Genomic DNA, 15,470 nt, shown 5'->3' on the forward strand with positions numbered 1-15,470 from the left:
GCTTTGCGGGGGACCGGATGAGCGGTGCACCAGGTTCCGCCCGGATGTGACCACTGAGTAAGACGGCTTGCTGACAGATCGTCTGACACCCTCTGTCACTTCACTGACAAGTCCCCGCACCCGATTCGGCGTCACGGGCAGCAGCCACCGCCCGCGCCGACCCCGGAGAATCCGGCACCGGAAGCGCGGCACGACCGAGGGCTGAGCCGCATCGCGATCGAGGGGAGCCGCACGTGGGCCGGGGCAGGCTGACCGCTCTGCTGGCGATGCTGGCCCTGGCAGGCTTCATCACGACGCTCGACAACACCGTGATCAACGTCGCCCTGCCGACCGTGCAGCGCGAACTCGGCCTGACGGTGACCGACCTGGAGTGGGTCGCCACCAGTTACGTGCTGAGCTTCGGCTCGCTCCTTCCGGCCGGGGGCAGGCTCACGGATCTGCTCGGCCGGCGGGTCGTCCTCGCGGCGGGGATCGTCGTCTTCACCGCGGCCTCGCTGGCGGCCGCCCTCGCGGACAGCGGCGGGACGCTCATCGCGGCGCGCACGGTGCAGGGCGTGGGTGCGGCGCTGGTCATCCCGGCCTCGCTCGCGGTGGTCGCCGCCGATCTGCCCGCGCGCAGACGCGCCATGGCGGTCGGCCTGTGGACGGCGGCGCTCGCCGTCGCCCTTGCCCTTGGCCCCGTGGTGGGCGGCTTCGTCACCGAACGGTGGGACTGGAGCTGGGTGTTCCTGCTCAACGTCCCCTTCGGTGTCCTCGCGCTGCTCCTGGTGCCCGCCGTGCCCCGCGCCGTCGACCGCGTGCGGCACGGCCTGCTGCCGCTGCTCGATCTGCCGGGCGTCGTACTCTCCACGACCTCGCTCTTCCTCCTCACCTACGGCCTGGTCAGGGGCGGCGAGCACAGCTTCAGCACCCCGCCGGTGCCGCTCTGCCTCTGGCTTTCGGCGGCCACCGGGATCGCGTTCCTCGTCGTCGAGTCGCGCACCTTCCTGCCGCTGGTCGATCTGCGGCTCCTTCGCAACCGTTCGCTGAGCGGGGGCGTGGCGGCCCAGGTGCTGTGGGGCATCGGCGTCAACGGCGTGTTCTTCTTCACCGCGCTCTACCTCCAGCGCGTGCTCGGCTTCTCCCCCACCAAGGCGGGTCTGGCCTTCCTGCCGCTGGCCGGCGCGCTGCTCCTGACGACGCCGTTCGCCGAGCGTGCGGCCAAGGCGGTGGGGGCGCACTGGTCGATCGCCGGGGGGCTCGTCCTGGTCGCGGGCGGGCTGGTGTGGGTGTCGGGGACGGGGCTGCACGCGCAGTACTGGGATCTGCAGCCGGGGCTGCTCCTGATCGGCGCGGGCTCGGCCCTGACGACCCCGCTGACGGTACGTTCCGTCGCCGATGTCCCCGCGACGCGCACCGGCATGGCGTCGGGCCTGGTGAGCGCGGCCCGCGAGATCTCCGGGGTGTTCGGGGTCGTCCTGGTCGGCGTGGTGCTCACCCGCACGGAGCGTTCGGCGCTGCGGGACGGCGCCGATCCGCGCAGCGCCTTCCTGGACGGCTATGACACGGGGCTCCAACTGGCCGCCGGTTGCGTCCTTCTGGGGGCGGCCGTCACCGCCGTCACCCTGCGGCGGCCCGCGCGGCACCGGCGGCCCGGGGCACCTACCGGGGTCGGACGGAGCCGCCGCCCGGTGGGTTCGTGACCTCGACCCATACCCCGTCGGTGGCTTCTGACTTCACGGGGACGCGGCGCCGATGCCGCCGATGACGGTCACGTAGCCGTCCGGACCGAGTACGGCGATGTCGCCCGTACGCAGCCACCCGCCCGGCAGCAGCCGCCGCGCCGTCCGGGCCGGGTCGCCCCAGTAGCCCGCGCACACCTGGGGCCCCCGCACCAGGAGTTCACCGGCATGCCCCAGCGGCAACTCTGCCCCGGGAGTGCCCTCCTGGACGATGCGGATCTCGGTGCCGGGCAGAGGCAGACCGGAGGTGCCGGGCCGTGCGTTGGCGCCGCGCGGATTGGCGAGGACGGCTCCCGCGGCCTCCGGGATGCCGTGGCCCTCGACGAGCACCGCGTCCACCGCGCCCCGGATGCGATCGGCGGTCTCCGTGTCCAGGGTCTCGGTCAGCCAGGTGCGGACCGTGGCCAGGGCCTCCAGCTCATGCGCGGGGCGCCGGAGAAGACGTCGGCAGTCGGCGGGTCCGGTCGCCAGGAGGGTCGCCTTCCGGCGGCGGGCCGTACGCAGGAGCGTCTGCGGCTCGGGGTCCGGCAGAAGGAGCGTGCGCGTCCCGGTGAGCAGAGGGGCGGTCAGGCCGAACAGCAGCCCGTGCGGTTGCCAGAGGGGGGTGACGGCCAGGGCCGTCTCCTGTCCGGTGCGCAACTGCGGTTGCCACAGGGTGAGTTGGTGGGCCGCCGCGACCAGGTTCGCGTGCGTGAGCATCGCCGCGGGGCCGTCGGCGGTGACATACGCGAGGACGGCGAGATCGCCCGGCTTCGGGCCGCCACCGCGGGGCTTCGGACGGGCGGGTGTGCGTGTCCAGGCGCTCCCCGGCCACTCCCCGTCGATCGGCACCGTCACGACGTCCCGTACGTACGTGTCACCGCGCACCGCGTCCAGCCGCTCGCCCGCGGAGCCGCCCGCAGAGACGCCGGCGGAGTCACCAGCCGAGCCGCCCGCGGAGTCACCCGCCACCACCAGCACGGCTCCCGAGTCGGCCAGTTGGCGTCTCAGCGTCGTCGCGGATGCCCCCGGATCGATGGCCACCGCGACCGCCCCGAGCCGCAGCACCGCATGCCACGCCACCGCGAACCACGGGCAGTTGGGCAGCACCAGCGCCACCCGGTCGCCGGGCCGGATGCCCCGCGTCCGCAACGTGTCGGCACATGCGCCCACCGCGCGGTGCATCCCCCGGAAGCCGGTCCGGCCGCCGTGGCGCCGGGCCGCCGCGTCGAGCAGGGCGGGGATCGTGACGTCGGGGATCTGCGGGCGGTGCGGCACCCCCGCCGCGTAGAAGCGGAGCCAGGGTCGTGGGTCCGGGGCCGTCACCTGTGACTCGGTCATGACCTGATCGTGGCGCAGGAGGCCGGGTCGCCACTTGTGCTCCGGGCACAGTTCGGGCCCTGCGGGCTGTGGCTCCGCTGACTATCGACGCCCGGTTACCGCTCCGTAACTTCTCGGCCAGCCCTGCAATCCCCCCGACACGAAGGAGCATCCCCCGTGCGCAGGCCAAGAGCGAAACGGAAGAAGAGGCTGCTCGCGCTGACCGCGGCCGTCGCCCTGGCGGGCCTGGGTCTCGGCGTGCCGACCCTGACGGCGGGCGCCGCGGCGGCCCCGGACGCGTCGGCGGCGTGCGACGCACCGGACGAGCGGATCTACCAGGTGCCCGGCTCCGTGCCGGGCGAGCCCGGCAGCGTCATCGCCTGCCGGACGACCCGGCTCCCGCAGGTGCCGGGCAACATCCCGATGCACGCGTGGAAGGTCCAGTACAGCTCGCAGGACAACGCGGGCAAGCCGGTCGCGGTCTCCGGCACCGTCGCCGTGCCGGACGCGCAGTGGAAGGGGCGGGGCAGCCGTCCCGTCGTGGCGTTCAACCCCGGCACGCTGGGGCTCGGTTCGCAGTGCGCGTTCTCCAAGCAGCTCTCGGGCGCGTTCCAGGACGAGTACGAGGGCGAGAACATCGCGGCGCTCCTGAAGGCGGGCTACGCCGTCGCCGCGACGGACGGCGCGGGCTACCTGGACGGCCAGACCCATCCGTACGTCTCCGGCGCCGACGCCGGGCACGCGCTCCTGGACATCGCGCGCACCGCGTCCGCGATCCCCGGCAGCGGCCTCGACCCCAAGACGAAGGTCGGCCTGTGGGGCTACTCCGAAGGCGGCGCGGCCAGCCTCTGGGCGGCGCAGCTCGCGGCTTCGTACGCCCCTGAGATCGATGTCGTCGGCGACGCGTCCGGTGGTGTGCCGGGCGACCTGAAGGTGGTCGCCAAGTCGCTCAACGGCGGCCCGTTCGCGGGCTTCCTGGTCGACGCCGTGCTCGGCCTCTCCTCGTCGCACCCGCAGATGCCGTTCGACGAGCTCATGAACGATCAGGGCAAGGAGACCATCAAGAAGGCCAGGTCGCACTGCCTGCTCGGGACGATATCGACCCTCGCGGGCCAGAAGATCGAGGACAACACCAAGGACCGCCTGAGCCTCGATCAGCTCTACGCGCTCAAGGGCCCGGACGGCAAGACGTGGGGCCAGGTCGTCGACGAGCAGAAGCTCGGCGCCGGCATCGGCCGCGCGGGCTCCGGCGCCGCGTACGAGATCGACTTCCCCGTCCTGCAGTACCGCGGCGCCCTGGAGGAGGTCATCCCGATCGAGACCGAGGACGCCACCCGCAAGGCGTACTGCAAGGCGGACATCGCCACCCAGTGGAAGGTCTATCCCGGCGAGCACCTGACGACCGACCAGCTGGCGAAGGACGACACGGTCAAGTGGCTCGGCGAACGGTTCGAAGGGAAGCCGGAGTTCGGCAACTGCCTGCAGCCGTGAGCAGGTCCTTCCGCGACTTTCCCCCGCAGTGAGCACGTTCGTTCGCACGTGCTGCCTCTTGTCACACGGGTGACAAGAGGCAGCATCATGTCTGTCCGTCCTTGATGGGCCGCCACGCACCCGCGGCGGTATCTTCACCAAACCTTTGTCCCCCGCGCGCAGAGGGAGCACCCCCATGGTGAACGGTTCGACGCTGCCCGCCGGCATACCCCCGGCAGGCGCACCCGCACCCGCGGGCACCCCCGCAGAAGAGTCGTCCGCCGCGTTCAGAGCCTTCCCCTCCGGCCTCCATGATCATGTGAGGCCGTTCCTCGACGAGATCACCGCCGAGGTGGTGCGGGCGATCCGCACGGAGATAGCGGAGTACGCACGCCCCACCGACGACACCTACATGCATGTCGTGAACCGGGGCGTGGAGCAGGCCCTGGAGGGGTTCCTGGCCCGGATGGCCCACCCGGACACCGACTGGGAGTCGGTCAAGGCCACCTACCAGAACATCGGCAGGGGCGAGGCGAACGAGGGCCGCAGCCTCGACTCCTTCCAGTCGGCGCTGCGCCTCGGCGCGCGCGTGACCTGGCGCCGCGTCAACGCCATGGTCGACGCCGACCTGCTGCCGCGGCATGTCCTCGCCGCCTTCGGCGAGGCGCTGTTCCTGCACCTGGACGAGATGGCCGCGGCGACGACCGCGGGCTACACCGAGGCGAGGCTGCACGCGGCGGGCGAACTCCAGCAGCGCAGGGCCCGCCTCATCGACCTGCTGACCGCCGACCCTCCCGCGTCGGCGGAGGCCATCGCCGATCTCGCGCAGGCCGCGCAGTGGCCCATCCCGCGCGAGGTGGCCGTCGTCGTCATCGACCACGCCCTGACCCCGGAGTCCATCAGCCCCATCGTGCCGCCGGAGTTCCTGGCGCGCTTCAGCGAGCAGCCCGGCTGCATCGTGGTCCCCGATCCGGAGGGGCCGGGGCGGGCCCGCACCATCGCCGCCGCGCTCCAGGGGCTGCGGGCGGTGGTCGGCCCCACGGTCGCGCTGCACGAGGGCGCGCGGTCGCGGCGCTGGGCCCTCGACGCCTTGGAGTTGTCCCGGCGCGGCATCCTGCCCCGCGCGGGCCTGCTGCACTGCGCGGACCATCTGGCGACGCTGCTGCTCTTCCACGACGAGGCGCTGATCGACGCGCTCGCGCAGCGGCATCTGCTGCCCCTGGAAGAGGTGCGCTCACCGCAGCGCGAACGCCTCGCCGAGACCCTGCTGTGCTGGCTGCGGTGCGGCCACAACGCGAGCGAGGTCGCCACGCGCCTCGCGGTCCATCCCCAGACGGTCCGCTACCGCCTGCGCCAACTGGACGAGGTCTTCGGCGACCGGCTGCACGACCCGGTGGCCCAGTTCGAGATGCAACTGGCCCTGCACGCACTGAGCCTGCGACCGGACACGGGCGAGACCGGCGGGGGCGCGGTGAGCCGGGCGGGGTGAGCCAGGCGGGGTGAGGGGCGCGGTGAGCCGACGCGTCCCGGCGGGCCGGAAGCGTCGGGTCGTACGCCGGTCGGCGCGTCACCCGGACGCGCCGCGAGGGCGGCCGCACCAGGCCGTTATCGAGCCGTAATGTCCCCTTCGTCCCACCCCCAGGCGAAGGAGACTTCCTACGTGCGTGCCCGCCCCATGACCGCGAAGCGGACCACCCGGACCCCCGGCCGGATCCTCCCCCGCCTCGTGGTCCTCTTCCTGCTCCCCCTGCTCACCACCCTCAGCGGCACCCTGCTCGCCCCGGCGCACGCGCACGCCGACTCGCCGCCGCCGCACGCCCCGGCCGCCACCGGCCTGCTGTCCCCGCCGGTCGCGCCCGACGATCCGTGCACCAGCAAGGACCCCGCGGTCTGCCTGATCCGGCAGATGACTCCGGAGGAGCGGGAGCGGGCGCGCGAGGTGCGGCTGCGCTACCACCAGCTCCTGGACACGATGGAGCGCGTGGCGGACCGTATGCACGAGGAGGGCCGCTCCGACGAGGAGATCGCCCGCGTCCTGGTCGCCATGCGCAACGAGGCCAAGGACATCACCCGCGCCGGGATGACGCCCGAGGCGGTGGAAGCCCTGGAGCAGCGGAACATGAAGAAGTACGGCAATCCGCTCGGCCCGACCGCGGACCAGCAGTTCATGAAGTACGGCAGCTGGGCCGAGGTCATCAAGGCGTCGACCCGCACCAGCGCCGCCGTCGACAAGGAACTCGGCATCCCGCCGCGCGACTGACCACCATGCTGCTGCAGGATTACGACCGCCACGGACGGACGTGGGCCCTCGACCCCGCGACGGGCCTCCTCTCCCCCGAGACCCCCGCGTCCCCCGCGTCCGGCCGCTGCCACGGCTTCGTCCACGCGGCCGGCGAGACGGCGGCCGCGCTGTACGCCGACCCGCGTGACGCGGCGCCGGTCCTCTGGCTCCAGTACGGGCAACGCCGCTGGGACTGCGCCGCGGTGACGGTCCACCGGCCGGGCGGGTCTCAGGGCAGCCGCCGCTTCGTCGTGCGGACCGCGTGGGGTACAGCCCTCGAACTCCACTACCCCGCGCCCGATCCCGGCCCCTTCGACCCGGCCTACGACTGGATCGACGCGGAGGCGGACGACTTCTTCCTCTGGGCTGCGGGCCGCCTGGCGGACACCGCGTCGCGTACCACACTCCTGACGCACTTCCGGGCCGGTTTCCTCCCCGGATGAGGACACAAGTAGCCTTTCCGGGCGATGAGTTGCCGACTCCCCCGGAGTCTTTACTCATACAGAGGGAACCCGAACAAGACCGGGCCGCGCACAAGGTTCGCGACCCCCGTCCGGAGGTACACCATGTGCGCCCACCAGCCCCCTTGCCCGTCGGCCGACAGCCCCGACCACCTCGCGGCCAGGATTCTCTCCGCCCACCCAGAACAGGGCTGGAGCCTGCTGTGCAACGGAACCATCGTCTTCGACGACACCGGTGAGCTGCTGCCGGACGGACGAGTCGTGGCGGTCACGCGGCCCCCGGCGATGGCGGCCTGACCCGCGCGGTCACGGCTCGATCGCGCCCAGCAGTGCCCGCGAGCACAGATCCCGCACCTGTGCGCGCGGCAGCAGCTCCGGCTCCTCCAGCCACTCCAGGCAGACGGCCACCATGAACGCGAGCCAGCCGCGCACGGCCAGGCGCAGGACGGGCAGCTCGCGGGGCGATGACGCCGCGTCGGGGTCCGCGGCGAGGGCCGCCAGGATCTGGTCCTCGTGGGCCGCCAGACCTTCGCGGTAGATCCTGCGGACCGTGACGTCGCCGGTCTCCTCCGCACGGTGGAAGGCCCGGAAGCCCTCCGCGTGCGATTCGACGTACGTGAGGAACGTGTCGAGGCCCGTACCGATCTGGTCGCGGACCGGCACGCCGGGCACGGCCGCCGTAAGCCGCAGCATGCGCCGGCTCTCGCGCTGCACCACGGCGGCGAAGAAGTCGCTCTTCGTCGGGAAATAGTGGTACAGCAGGCCGCGCGAGACACCGGCGATCTCCGCCACCCGCTCGACCCAGACGTCGTCGTACGGATTCTGGGCGAAGAGCCGCGCCCCCGCCGACAGGAGCTGCTCCCTGCGCTCCTCGGTGCTGAGTCTGCGGCGCGTGCGCTCCTGCGGTTTCGCGGCCATGGGAAGACCTTACTTGACATGGATTCAACAGCGGGACCAGACTGGGGGCCCTTATTGAATCCGCGTACAACAGGCTCAACGGGTCTGCGGCTCAAGGGAGATGACACACATGGCGCAGGTGTCGCAGACATCGCAGGTGGCAGCGGGTGCCGGGGCGGCCGGGTCCGCCGGTCCTCCCAAGGGGTTCCGCAGCGCCGAGCTCGGATGGCCGCGCCTCGACCTCATCCCGCATCCGCCGCGCCGCCTGCCCCTGATCGGCGATGTCCTGGGCGCCAATGTCCGCACGCCCGTGCAGGATTCGATGCGGATCGGCAGCAGTCTGGGGCCGATCTTCCGCCGCAAGGCCTTCGGCAAGGAGATCGTCTTCGTCTGGGGCGCCGAACTGGCGGCCGAGCTGGCCGACGAGTCGCGGTTCGCCAAGCACGTGGGCCTGGGCGTCGCCAATCTGCGGCCGGTGGCCGGAGACGGCCTGTTCACCGCGTACAACCACGAGCCCAACTGGCAGCTGGCGCACGACATCCTCGCGCCGGGCTTCAGCCGTGACGCGATGGCCGGCTACCACCCGCTGATGCTGGACGTCGCCCGGCAGCTGACCGACCGCTGGGACGCGCGCGAGCAGGCCGGGCGGTCCGTGGACGTGCCCGGCGACATGACCAAACTGACCCTGGAGACGATCGCCCGCACCGGATTCGGGCACGACTTCGGCTCCTTCGAGCGCTCCCGCCCCCACCCCTTCGTGTCGGCCATGGTCGGCACGCTCTCCTTCGCCCAGCGCCGCAACGTCGTACCGCCCGCGCTCGCCCCGCTGCTGCTGCGCGGCGCCACCCGGCGCAACGCCGCCGACATGGCCTACCTCAACCGCACCGTCGACGACGTGGTCGCGGCCCGCCGTGCCGCGTCGGGCCCGGGCGACGGCGATCTGCTCGACCGGATGCTGGAGGTCGCCCACCCCGAGACCGGCGAGCGGCTCTCCGCCGAGAACATCCGGCGTCAGGTCATCACCTTCCTGGTCGCCGGGCACGAGACGACCTCGGGCGCCCTGTCGTTCGCGCTGCACTACCTCGCGCGCTCCCCCGACGTCATGGCCCGCGCGCAGGCGGAGGTCGACCGGGTCTGGGGCGACGCGCAGGAACCGGCGTACGAACAGGTCGCCAAGCTCCGCTATCTGCGCCGCGTCCTCGACGAGTCGCTGCGGCTGTGGCCGACCGCGCCGGGCTTCTCCCGCCAGGCCCTGCACGACACGACCATCGGCGGCGAACACCCCGTGCGGGAGGGCGCCTGGGCGCTCGTCCTCGCCACGCTCCTGCACCGCGATCCGGCGGCGTGGGGCGAGCGGCCCGAGGAGTTCGACCCCGACCGGTTCGCCCCTTCGGCGGTACGCGCGCGACCCGCCCATGTCTTCAAGCCGTTCGGCACGGGCGCGCGGGCCTGCATCGGCCGTCAGTTCGCGCTGCACGAGGCGACGTTGGTCCTCGGCATGCTCCTGCGCCGCTACGACCTGCACGCCGATCCCGGCTACGAGCTGCGGGTGGCCGAGCGCCTCACGCTGATGCCCGAAGGGCTGACACTGCGGCTCAGCCGGCGCACCACGGCCGCGTAGGGACTCGATTGTCAGACCCGTGCGCAAGAGTGGAGGGTCCACCGGTGCGAGCCATCGGTCCTTTCGATCCCGCGCAGAGGAGCTCTCGACATGACCAGCACGCCGACCGCCGAACTGGCCGCCGCCCAGGCCTGCTTGCGACTGCTGCACACGGCACGCGCCGCGCTGTCCGGCCCCTCGCCTGCCGCGGCGGCCTCGCTGCTCGCGGGCCCCATGGCGGAGGCGGACGAAGCGCTGCGCAGGGCGGGCCTGACGGGCAACGAGGCCGAGCTCCTGAACAGGATCTACGACCTCGAGCCCGACCGCCCCGATCCCCGGCCGGGTTCCTCCCCGGCTAGTTCGCCCTCGTCGATCCCCTCGGTTCCCTGACGTCCGCGGCCTCGTCGTGGCTTCCGGGTTCCGTCGGTCCGCCCGGCTCCGCCGGGCCCTTCGGCTTCCAGGTGAACTTGTCGCCGCCCACCCAGCGCACCTGGTCCGGATCGTCCACGTCGTCCACGACGTGACCCACCTGAGCGGCCACCTCCAAAACGTCGACGAGTTCTCTCGCCTCGCCGACCACCTCGCCGTCGAGCTCCACGATGCGGAAGGGCGGTCGGCCGGGGTTGACTCCGAGGACCGTGATCCGGGGGGTCGCGATATAGAGATGCGCACTTTCGGTCATGTCAGCAGGCTTCCACGCCGCGGCTCCGTCATGACCTCCACGACCTGCGCGTTCGGCCGCTCGGGCTACGTACCGGCCGCCTCGGGACGCCCGACGAGCCGCTCGACCGCCTCGATGACCCGACCGGCGCTGTCCTCCGCGGCCATCCGCCGGGCGACGGCGCCCGCGGCTTCCTTGTACGAGGTCTCGCGCACCGCGCGCCCGATCTGTTCGGCGAGGCGCTCTGCCGTCAGTTCCCCGACGGGGACGGGCGCGGTGCCCGCACCGAGCGCGGCGATCCGCGAGGCCCAGAAGGGCTGGTCCGCCATGACGGGCACGGGGACGGCGGGCACCCCGGCCCGCAGCGCCGCCGCCGTGGTGCCGGCGCCCGCGTGATGGACGACGGCGGCCAGCCGCGGGAAGAGGAGCGCGTGGGGCAACTCGTCGACGGTGAGGACATCGTCGCCGTGGGCCATCAGCCCCGCCCGCCCCTCCTGGAAGATGCCCCGCAGGCCCGCGGCGCGCAGGGCGGCGACGGCCAGCTCGCTCAGCCGCGCACCGTCGCCCGCGGCCATGCTGCCGAACCCGATGAAGACGGGCGGCGGTCCGGCCCGCAGGAAGTCCTCGACGGGGGCGGGCAGCGGAAGGTCCGGGTCGTGATGCGGCCACCAGTTGCCGACGACGTCGAGACCGGCGCGCCAGTCCGCGGGACGGGGCACCACGGCGGTGCTGAACCCGTGCAGGACCGGCCACCCGGCCTCCTCGCGGCGGCGCCGGACCGCGCCCCGCCCGGTCGCGGGCAGTTGGAGGCGTGCCCGCAGGTCCGCGACCGCATCGGCATAGACGCGGTCGGCCATGCGCAGGGAGAAGCGGCCAAGCGCGCGGTTGCCGGGCCCGCCGAGCGACCTGCCGCCGCTCATCACCGGGGCGAACTCCCGTGTGGGATGCGTGGGTTGCAGGTAGACGCCCAGGGACGGTATGCCCATGGCCTCGGCCAGCTGCCGGCCCAGGGGGGCGGTCGTCGTCGACAGGAGCAGCACATCGGCGCCAGGGGTCGCGGCATCGACGAGCCCGGCCCCCAACTCCCGTACGAACGCGGCGGCCGTCCGCATCAGCTGACGCTTTCCCCCGCCGCCCGCGCTCGTGTCGGCGGGCAGCGGCCGGAAGGCAAGACCGGCTCCGCGCACCAGCGGCCCATAGGACTCCTGCGTGGCGAGGGCCACGTCGTGCCCGGCCTCGCGCAGCCGGGCACCGAGGCCGGTGTACGGGGCGACGTCACCGTACGACCCGGCTGCGGCCAGCAGGATCCTCATCGGCCCGCCGCCTCGCTCCCGTCCGCGTGGACCGCGTTGGCGCGCACCGCCGCGTGCAGGAAGGCCGCCAGGCCGGGCCGCTGCTCGGAGGGCGGTACGACCAGGGCGAAGGCACGGGGATCGTCGGCGAAGTCGTCGGCGATGCGCACCTGCATGGCGGGCGGGCAGGGCGTGAACCAGCGTGTGATGTGCTGCCGGTGCTCCTCGGCGAGGTCCCTCGCGCGCTCGCCCTCCGCGGGTTCGCCCTCGTCGAAGGCCTTGAGGAGCTCCGTCCGCCAGGCCGTCGCCTCGCTCATGATCCGGGCCCAGTCCTCCTTGGAGTGGGCGGCGGCACGGCTCATCGCCTCCTGGTGGCCCGCGCTGTCGCCCCACTTGAGGCCGGCCTCGGTGGCGTAGCTCAGGTCGAATGTGATCTCCCCGAACACCTCGAAGCGTTCCTGCGGGCTCAGTCGCACGCCGGTCTGCTGCACCTCCATGGCCCGCTCGGCGACCTCCACCAGGCGGCCGAGCTTGCCGATCTGCTCCACCAGCGCCTTGTGGCGGGCCCGCAGCTGATCGAGCGCGCTGGACTGCGGGTCGGCCAGGATCTGCGCGATCTCCTCCAGGGCGAAGCCGAGTTCGCGGTAGAAGAGGATCTGCTGCAGACGGGCCAGATCGGCCTCGCCGTACAGGCGGTACCCGGCCGGGCTGCGCTCGCTGGGCACGAGCAGCCCGGACCGGTCGTAGTGATGCAGGGTGCGCACGGTGACCCCCGCGAACCCGGAGACCTGCCCCACGGTGTAACTCATCGACCTCGCCTTTCGTCGCGTACAGCGTGCAGCGTGCGGCCTCACGCGACGTCAGGGTCAATGCGTCGCAGGGCGGCGGTGAGCCGTCACCCGTGCTCCACCGTCAGGGGTGCGAAGGCGATCCGGGTCACAGAGCCGTCGTCCGACCACCGCACCTCGACAGTGTCCGCCGTCGCGCTCACCACGGTCGCCGCGTCGGCCGCGGACGCGGGTTCCGGCTCGGCGGTGAGCAGGGCGAGGGCCGCGAACACGGCGCTGCCCTCCGCCTCGGCCGTCAGGCGGGGCAGGCGGGCCCACGGGGTGAAGGCCGTGCCCTGCGGGGCGCGCCGTTCGTCCCGGCCGGTCCAGCCGTGCAGGGGGTGGAGCACGGAGAGCAGCGGCTCCCCGGGTCCCGTGGCCCAGCCCGTGTGGGTGAGACGGGCGCCGTGCGGTGCGCCGACGACGCGGTGCACGCGCAGTTCGTAGGGGCCCTTGGCCACGGTGACGCTCTCCACGCGCAGGCCCGGCACCATGGGCGGGCCGCTCGCGAAGGCCGGGGTGTGCCGGGACGCGGCCCAGCCCCAGCCGTCGCCCTGACCGGCGTCGAGCGGATGGATGCGGGGGCGGGCGCTGGGTATCCCCGCCACCTCGACCGCGATGTGGTTGTCCGCGGTGTTGCCGCCCGCCGTGGGGCCGGTCCGGGTGGAGTAGGCGTGGCGGGCGTAGAGCGGGTCCTCGTGCGCCGCCGACTCGGCCTCGTGCGGGCGCGCGTGATCGCTGCCGTGGTTGTGCAGCCGTACGATCCCGTCCGCCCGGGTGCTCTGGACGAGGAGGCCGGGCGCGGGCAGCGCGAGGATCTGGTCGCGGCGCTCGCTGGGGGCGGGTTCCTCCGTGGCCGTCCACAGGGGATGGCCCGCCGGTGCCAGGAGACCGACGAACGCCTTGGACGCCCAGTACGGCGACGCGGGCCCGGAGTAAGGCTGCAAGGTCGCGTCGTGCGGGCCGTGCCAGCCGAGGCTGAGCAGTCCGTCGGGGCCGACGGACCCGCGGTCGAGGAAGTAGCGCAGGGAGCCGCTGAGGAGGCGGCGCGAGGTGCCGGGGGTCAGGGGCGTGTGGCCGGTGAGCGCGCCCAGGGCCACGGACGCGCCCGCGGCGAAGCGGTAGGTCAGGGAGCGGCCGAAGTGGATCGGGGCGCCGTCGCCCCCGAAGAGGAGCCCGAAGCTCTCCAGGTGCTCGTGCAGGCGTGCGCCGTGCCGGGCCAGTTGGTCCCGGTCGTCCGCGAGGTGGGCGTCGAGCGTGGGGTACAGGTGCAGGGCCCAGCCGTTGTAGTGGTCGAAGGCGCGGCCGTCCCCGTCGGCGTACCAGCCCTGGCCGCGGTTCCAGGTCTCCAGGAGTTCCAGGGCCCGCTCGCGTGCCCGTGCCGTCTGCGCGTCGCCCCGGCCCACCGACTCCAGGAATCCGGCCACGGTGTAGGGGAAGAGGTACCAGTTGTTGGGCGCGGGGACGTGCCGGAGCGCGCCGCGCAGCCACTGTTCCGCACGGTCCTGTACGTCGGTGTCGAGCCGGTCCCACAGCCAGGGGCGGGTCAGCCGCAGGCCGAGTGCGACGGACGCGGACTCCACCATCGGCTGGCCCTGGACATGGTGGTCGAGGATCACCGGCCAGGACTCGGCGTCGTCACGGCCGGGCGTGCGGGTGCCCGCGTCGAGCCCTTCCGCGTACCGGTCGAGCCAGCCGTGCGGGTCCTTGCCCTCGGCGCCCGCCACCCGGAACGCGGCGGCGAGTAGGGTACGGGCGTAGCCCTCCAGGCCGTCGGAGCGTACGCCCGACGCGGAGGGCCGGCCCGGCAGGTCGAGCAGGGCGCCGTGCGGGGTCGCCCACTTCCAGGCGGCGCCCAGGAGACCGTCGGCTGCCGCCTCCCAGTGCGCGCGCGTGTAGCCGCTGTGAGGGCTCAACACCCGGTCGTCTTGAGGCAATCCGAGCAGTGCGGGGATGCTCATGCGAGGTAGGCCAGCCTTTCGCGTCGTACGGCATGGGCGAAACCGTCGCCCGCGGCCCAGCGGCCGAGTTCGGCGACGGCGAGATCGGCGAGGCGCCCCCACTCGTTGCCCTGCGAACCGGCCAGATGGGGGGTGATCATGACGTTGTCGCACTCCCACAACGGGTGCTCGGCAGGCAGGACTTCGGGGACGGTGACGTCGAGGACGGCCCGGATGCGCCCGGCGAGCGCGGCCTCGGTGAGGGCGTCCTGGTCGAGCACGGCGCCGCGGGCCGTGTTGACGAGCACCGCCTGGTGGGGCATCGCGGCGATCAGTTCACGGCCGACCAGGCCGCGCGTCGCGGGCAGCAGCGGGGTGTGGACGCTGACGACGTCGCTGCTCGCGAACAGTTCGTCGATGCCGACCGGTCGTACGCCGAGCGCCAGGGCCTCCTCGTCGGACACGTACGGGTCGTGCAGGAGGACCTCGAAGTCGTAGGGGCGCAGGAGTTCGATGACGCGGCGGCCGATCATCGAGGCGGAGAGGATGCCGACCGTGCGGCCGTAGTTGCCCACGCCGTGCGAGAGGCCGAGCCAGTCGTCCCGTCGCCGGACGGCCTTGAACTCCCGTGCGCGCTCCATGACGTGTTTGCCGGTGAGCAGGATCATGGCGACGGTGTACTCGGCGACGGGCAGGGCGTTGGCCGCCGCCGCCGACGACACCTCGATGCCGCGCTCCCAGCACTCCGGGGTGATGTGGCCCCGTACCGACCCGGCGGTGTGCACGACGGCCCGCAGCCGGGGCGCGGCCGCGAGCGCGGCGGCGTCGAGGGGCGGGCAGCCCCAGCCGGTCACCAGGACTTCCGCGTCACGGAGCACGGAGCGTGCCTCGTCCGTGGTGAAGTCGTCCAGGACGGTGTCGGGCACCAGATCGCAGACGTGCCGGAGTGCGGCCAGGGCCTTTGGGCCGATCACGGCCGTGGCCGCGTCCCGCGCCATGGCGAGCGCGGTGCGCGGACGGT

Annotated in this window: 14 protein-coding genes and 1 pseudogene; 8 read left to right on the forward strand and 7 right to left on the reverse strand. The window is 73.1% G+C overall.

Annotated features, from left to right (window positions below; translation table 11 throughout):
- Positions 1–233: 233 nt before the first annotated feature.
- A complete protein-coding gene (locus tag ABZ906_RS11070; protein ID WP_361380313.1) occupies positions 234–1,682 on the forward strand; it encodes an MFS transporter in 1,449 nt (482 codons plus the stop codon).
- 33 nt (positions 1,683–1,715) lie between these two features.
- Here the strand turns inward: ABZ906_RS11070 and ABZ906_RS11075 are convergent, their stop codons facing one another.
- The gene (locus ABZ906_RS11075; RefSeq protein ID WP_361380316.1) at positions 1,716–3,041 is read right to left on the reverse strand and encodes an AMP-binding protein; all 1,326 of its coding nucleotides are present in this window, start codon (positions 3,039–3,041) and stop codon (positions 1,716–1,718) included.
- Positions 3,042–3,197: 156 nt separating this feature from the next.
- Between ABZ906_RS11075 and ABZ906_RS11080 the strand changes: the two genes are divergently transcribed.
- The 5 genes from ABZ906_RS11080 (at position 3,198) to ABZ906_RS11100 (ending at position 7,529) form a co-directional block, all read left to right on the forward strand.
- Positions 3,198–4,511: a lipase family protein gene (locus tag ABZ906_RS11080; RefSeq protein WP_361380319.1), complete on the forward strand. Its 1,314-nt coding sequence runs from the start codon at positions 3,198–3,200 to the stop codon at positions 4,509–4,511.
- 175 nt (positions 4,512–4,686) lie between these two features.
- Positions 4,687–5,979 carry a helix-turn-helix domain-containing protein gene (locus tag ABZ906_RS11085; RefSeq protein WP_361380322.1) on the forward strand — a complete coding sequence of 431 codons (1,293 nt, stop codon included), beginning with the start codon at positions 4,687–4,689 and terminating at the stop codon, positions 5,977–5,979.
- Between the two features lie 171 nt (positions 5,980–6,150).
- Complete coding sequence (locus tag ABZ906_RS11090) at positions 6,151–6,750, forward strand: hypothetical protein (RefSeq protein WP_361183035.1); 600 nt, start codon at positions 6,151–6,153, stop codon at positions 6,748–6,750.
- A 5-nt stretch (positions 6,751–6,755) separates the two neighbouring features.
- Complete coding sequence (locus ABZ906_RS11095; protein WP_361380325.1) at positions 6,756–7,214, forward strand: hypothetical protein; 459 nt, start codon at positions 6,756–6,758, stop codon at positions 7,212–7,214.
- A 123-nt stretch (positions 7,215–7,337) separates the two neighbouring features.
- Entirely contained in the window at positions 7,338–7,529 is a 192-nt protein-coding gene (locus ABZ906_RS11100) for a DUF5999 family protein (protein WP_361380328.1), read from the forward strand.
- A gap of 9 nt (positions 7,530–7,538) precedes the next feature.
- Here the strand turns inward: ABZ906_RS11100 and ABZ906_RS11105 are convergent, their stop codons facing one another.
- Entirely contained in the window at positions 7,539–8,150 is a 612-nt protein-coding gene (locus tag ABZ906_RS11105) for a helix-turn-helix domain-containing protein (RefSeq protein ID WP_361183040.1), read from the reverse strand.
- A gap of 109 nt (positions 8,151–8,259) precedes the next feature.
- Between ABZ906_RS11105 and ABZ906_RS11110 the strand changes: the two genes are divergently transcribed.
- Both ABZ906_RS11110 and ABZ906_RS11115 read left to right on the forward strand, forming a co-directional pair.
- The gene (locus tag ABZ906_RS11110; protein ID WP_361380331.1) at positions 8,260–9,750 is read left to right on the forward strand and encodes a cytochrome P450; all 1,491 of its coding nucleotides are present in this window, start codon (positions 8,260–8,262) and stop codon (positions 9,748–9,750) included.
- Positions 9,751–9,840: 90 nt separating this feature from the next.
- Positions 9,841–10,119 (forward strand): hypothetical protein, encoded by a 279-nt coding sequence (locus ABZ906_RS11115; protein WP_361183044.1) that lies wholly within the window; start codon positions 9,841–9,843, stop codon positions 10,117–10,119.
- Between the two features lie 64 nt (positions 10,120–10,183).
- On the opposite strand, the pseudogene ABZ906_RS11120 reads toward ABZ906_RS11115, so the two are convergent.
- The 5 genes and pseudogenes from ABZ906_RS11120 to ABZ906_RS11140 all read right to left on the reverse strand — a co-directional run.
- Positions 10,184–10,411, reverse strand: a pseudogene (locus ABZ906_RS11120) (hypothetical protein); the annotation flags it as partial.
- 65 nt (positions 10,412–10,476) lie between these two features.
- On the reverse strand, positions 10,477–11,703 hold the full coding sequence (locus ABZ906_RS11125; protein WP_361380334.1) for a glycosyltransferase: 1,227 nt from the start codon (positions 11,701–11,703) through the stop codon (positions 10,477–10,479).
- Positions 11,700–12,491 (reverse strand): MerR family transcriptional regulator, encoded by a 792-nt coding sequence (locus ABZ906_RS11130; RefSeq protein WP_361380337.1) that lies wholly within the window; start codon positions 12,489–12,491, stop codon positions 11,700–11,702. The genes ABZ906_RS11125 and ABZ906_RS11130 overlap by 4 nt, the downstream gene beginning before the upstream one ends.
- Positions 12,492–12,577: 86 nt before the next feature.
- Positions 12,578–14,470: a DUF2264 domain-containing protein gene (locus tag ABZ906_RS11135; RefSeq protein ID WP_361380340.1), complete on the reverse strand. Its 1,893-nt coding sequence runs from the start codon at positions 14,468–14,470 to the stop codon at positions 12,578–12,580.
- Positions 14,467–15,447 carry a hydroxyacid dehydrogenase gene (locus tag ABZ906_RS11140; protein WP_361381414.1) on the reverse strand — a complete coding sequence of 327 codons (981 nt, stop codon included), beginning with the start codon at positions 15,445–15,447 and terminating at the stop codon, positions 14,467–14,469. The genes ABZ906_RS11135 and ABZ906_RS11140 overlap by 4 nt, the downstream gene beginning before the upstream one ends.
- Positions 15,448–15,470: the final 23 nt, after the last annotated feature.

The organism is Streptomyces sp. NPDC046925 (assembly GCF_040644915.1).
Classification (GTDB): Bacteria; Actinomycetota; Actinomycetes; order Streptomycetales; family Streptomycetaceae; genus Streptomyces.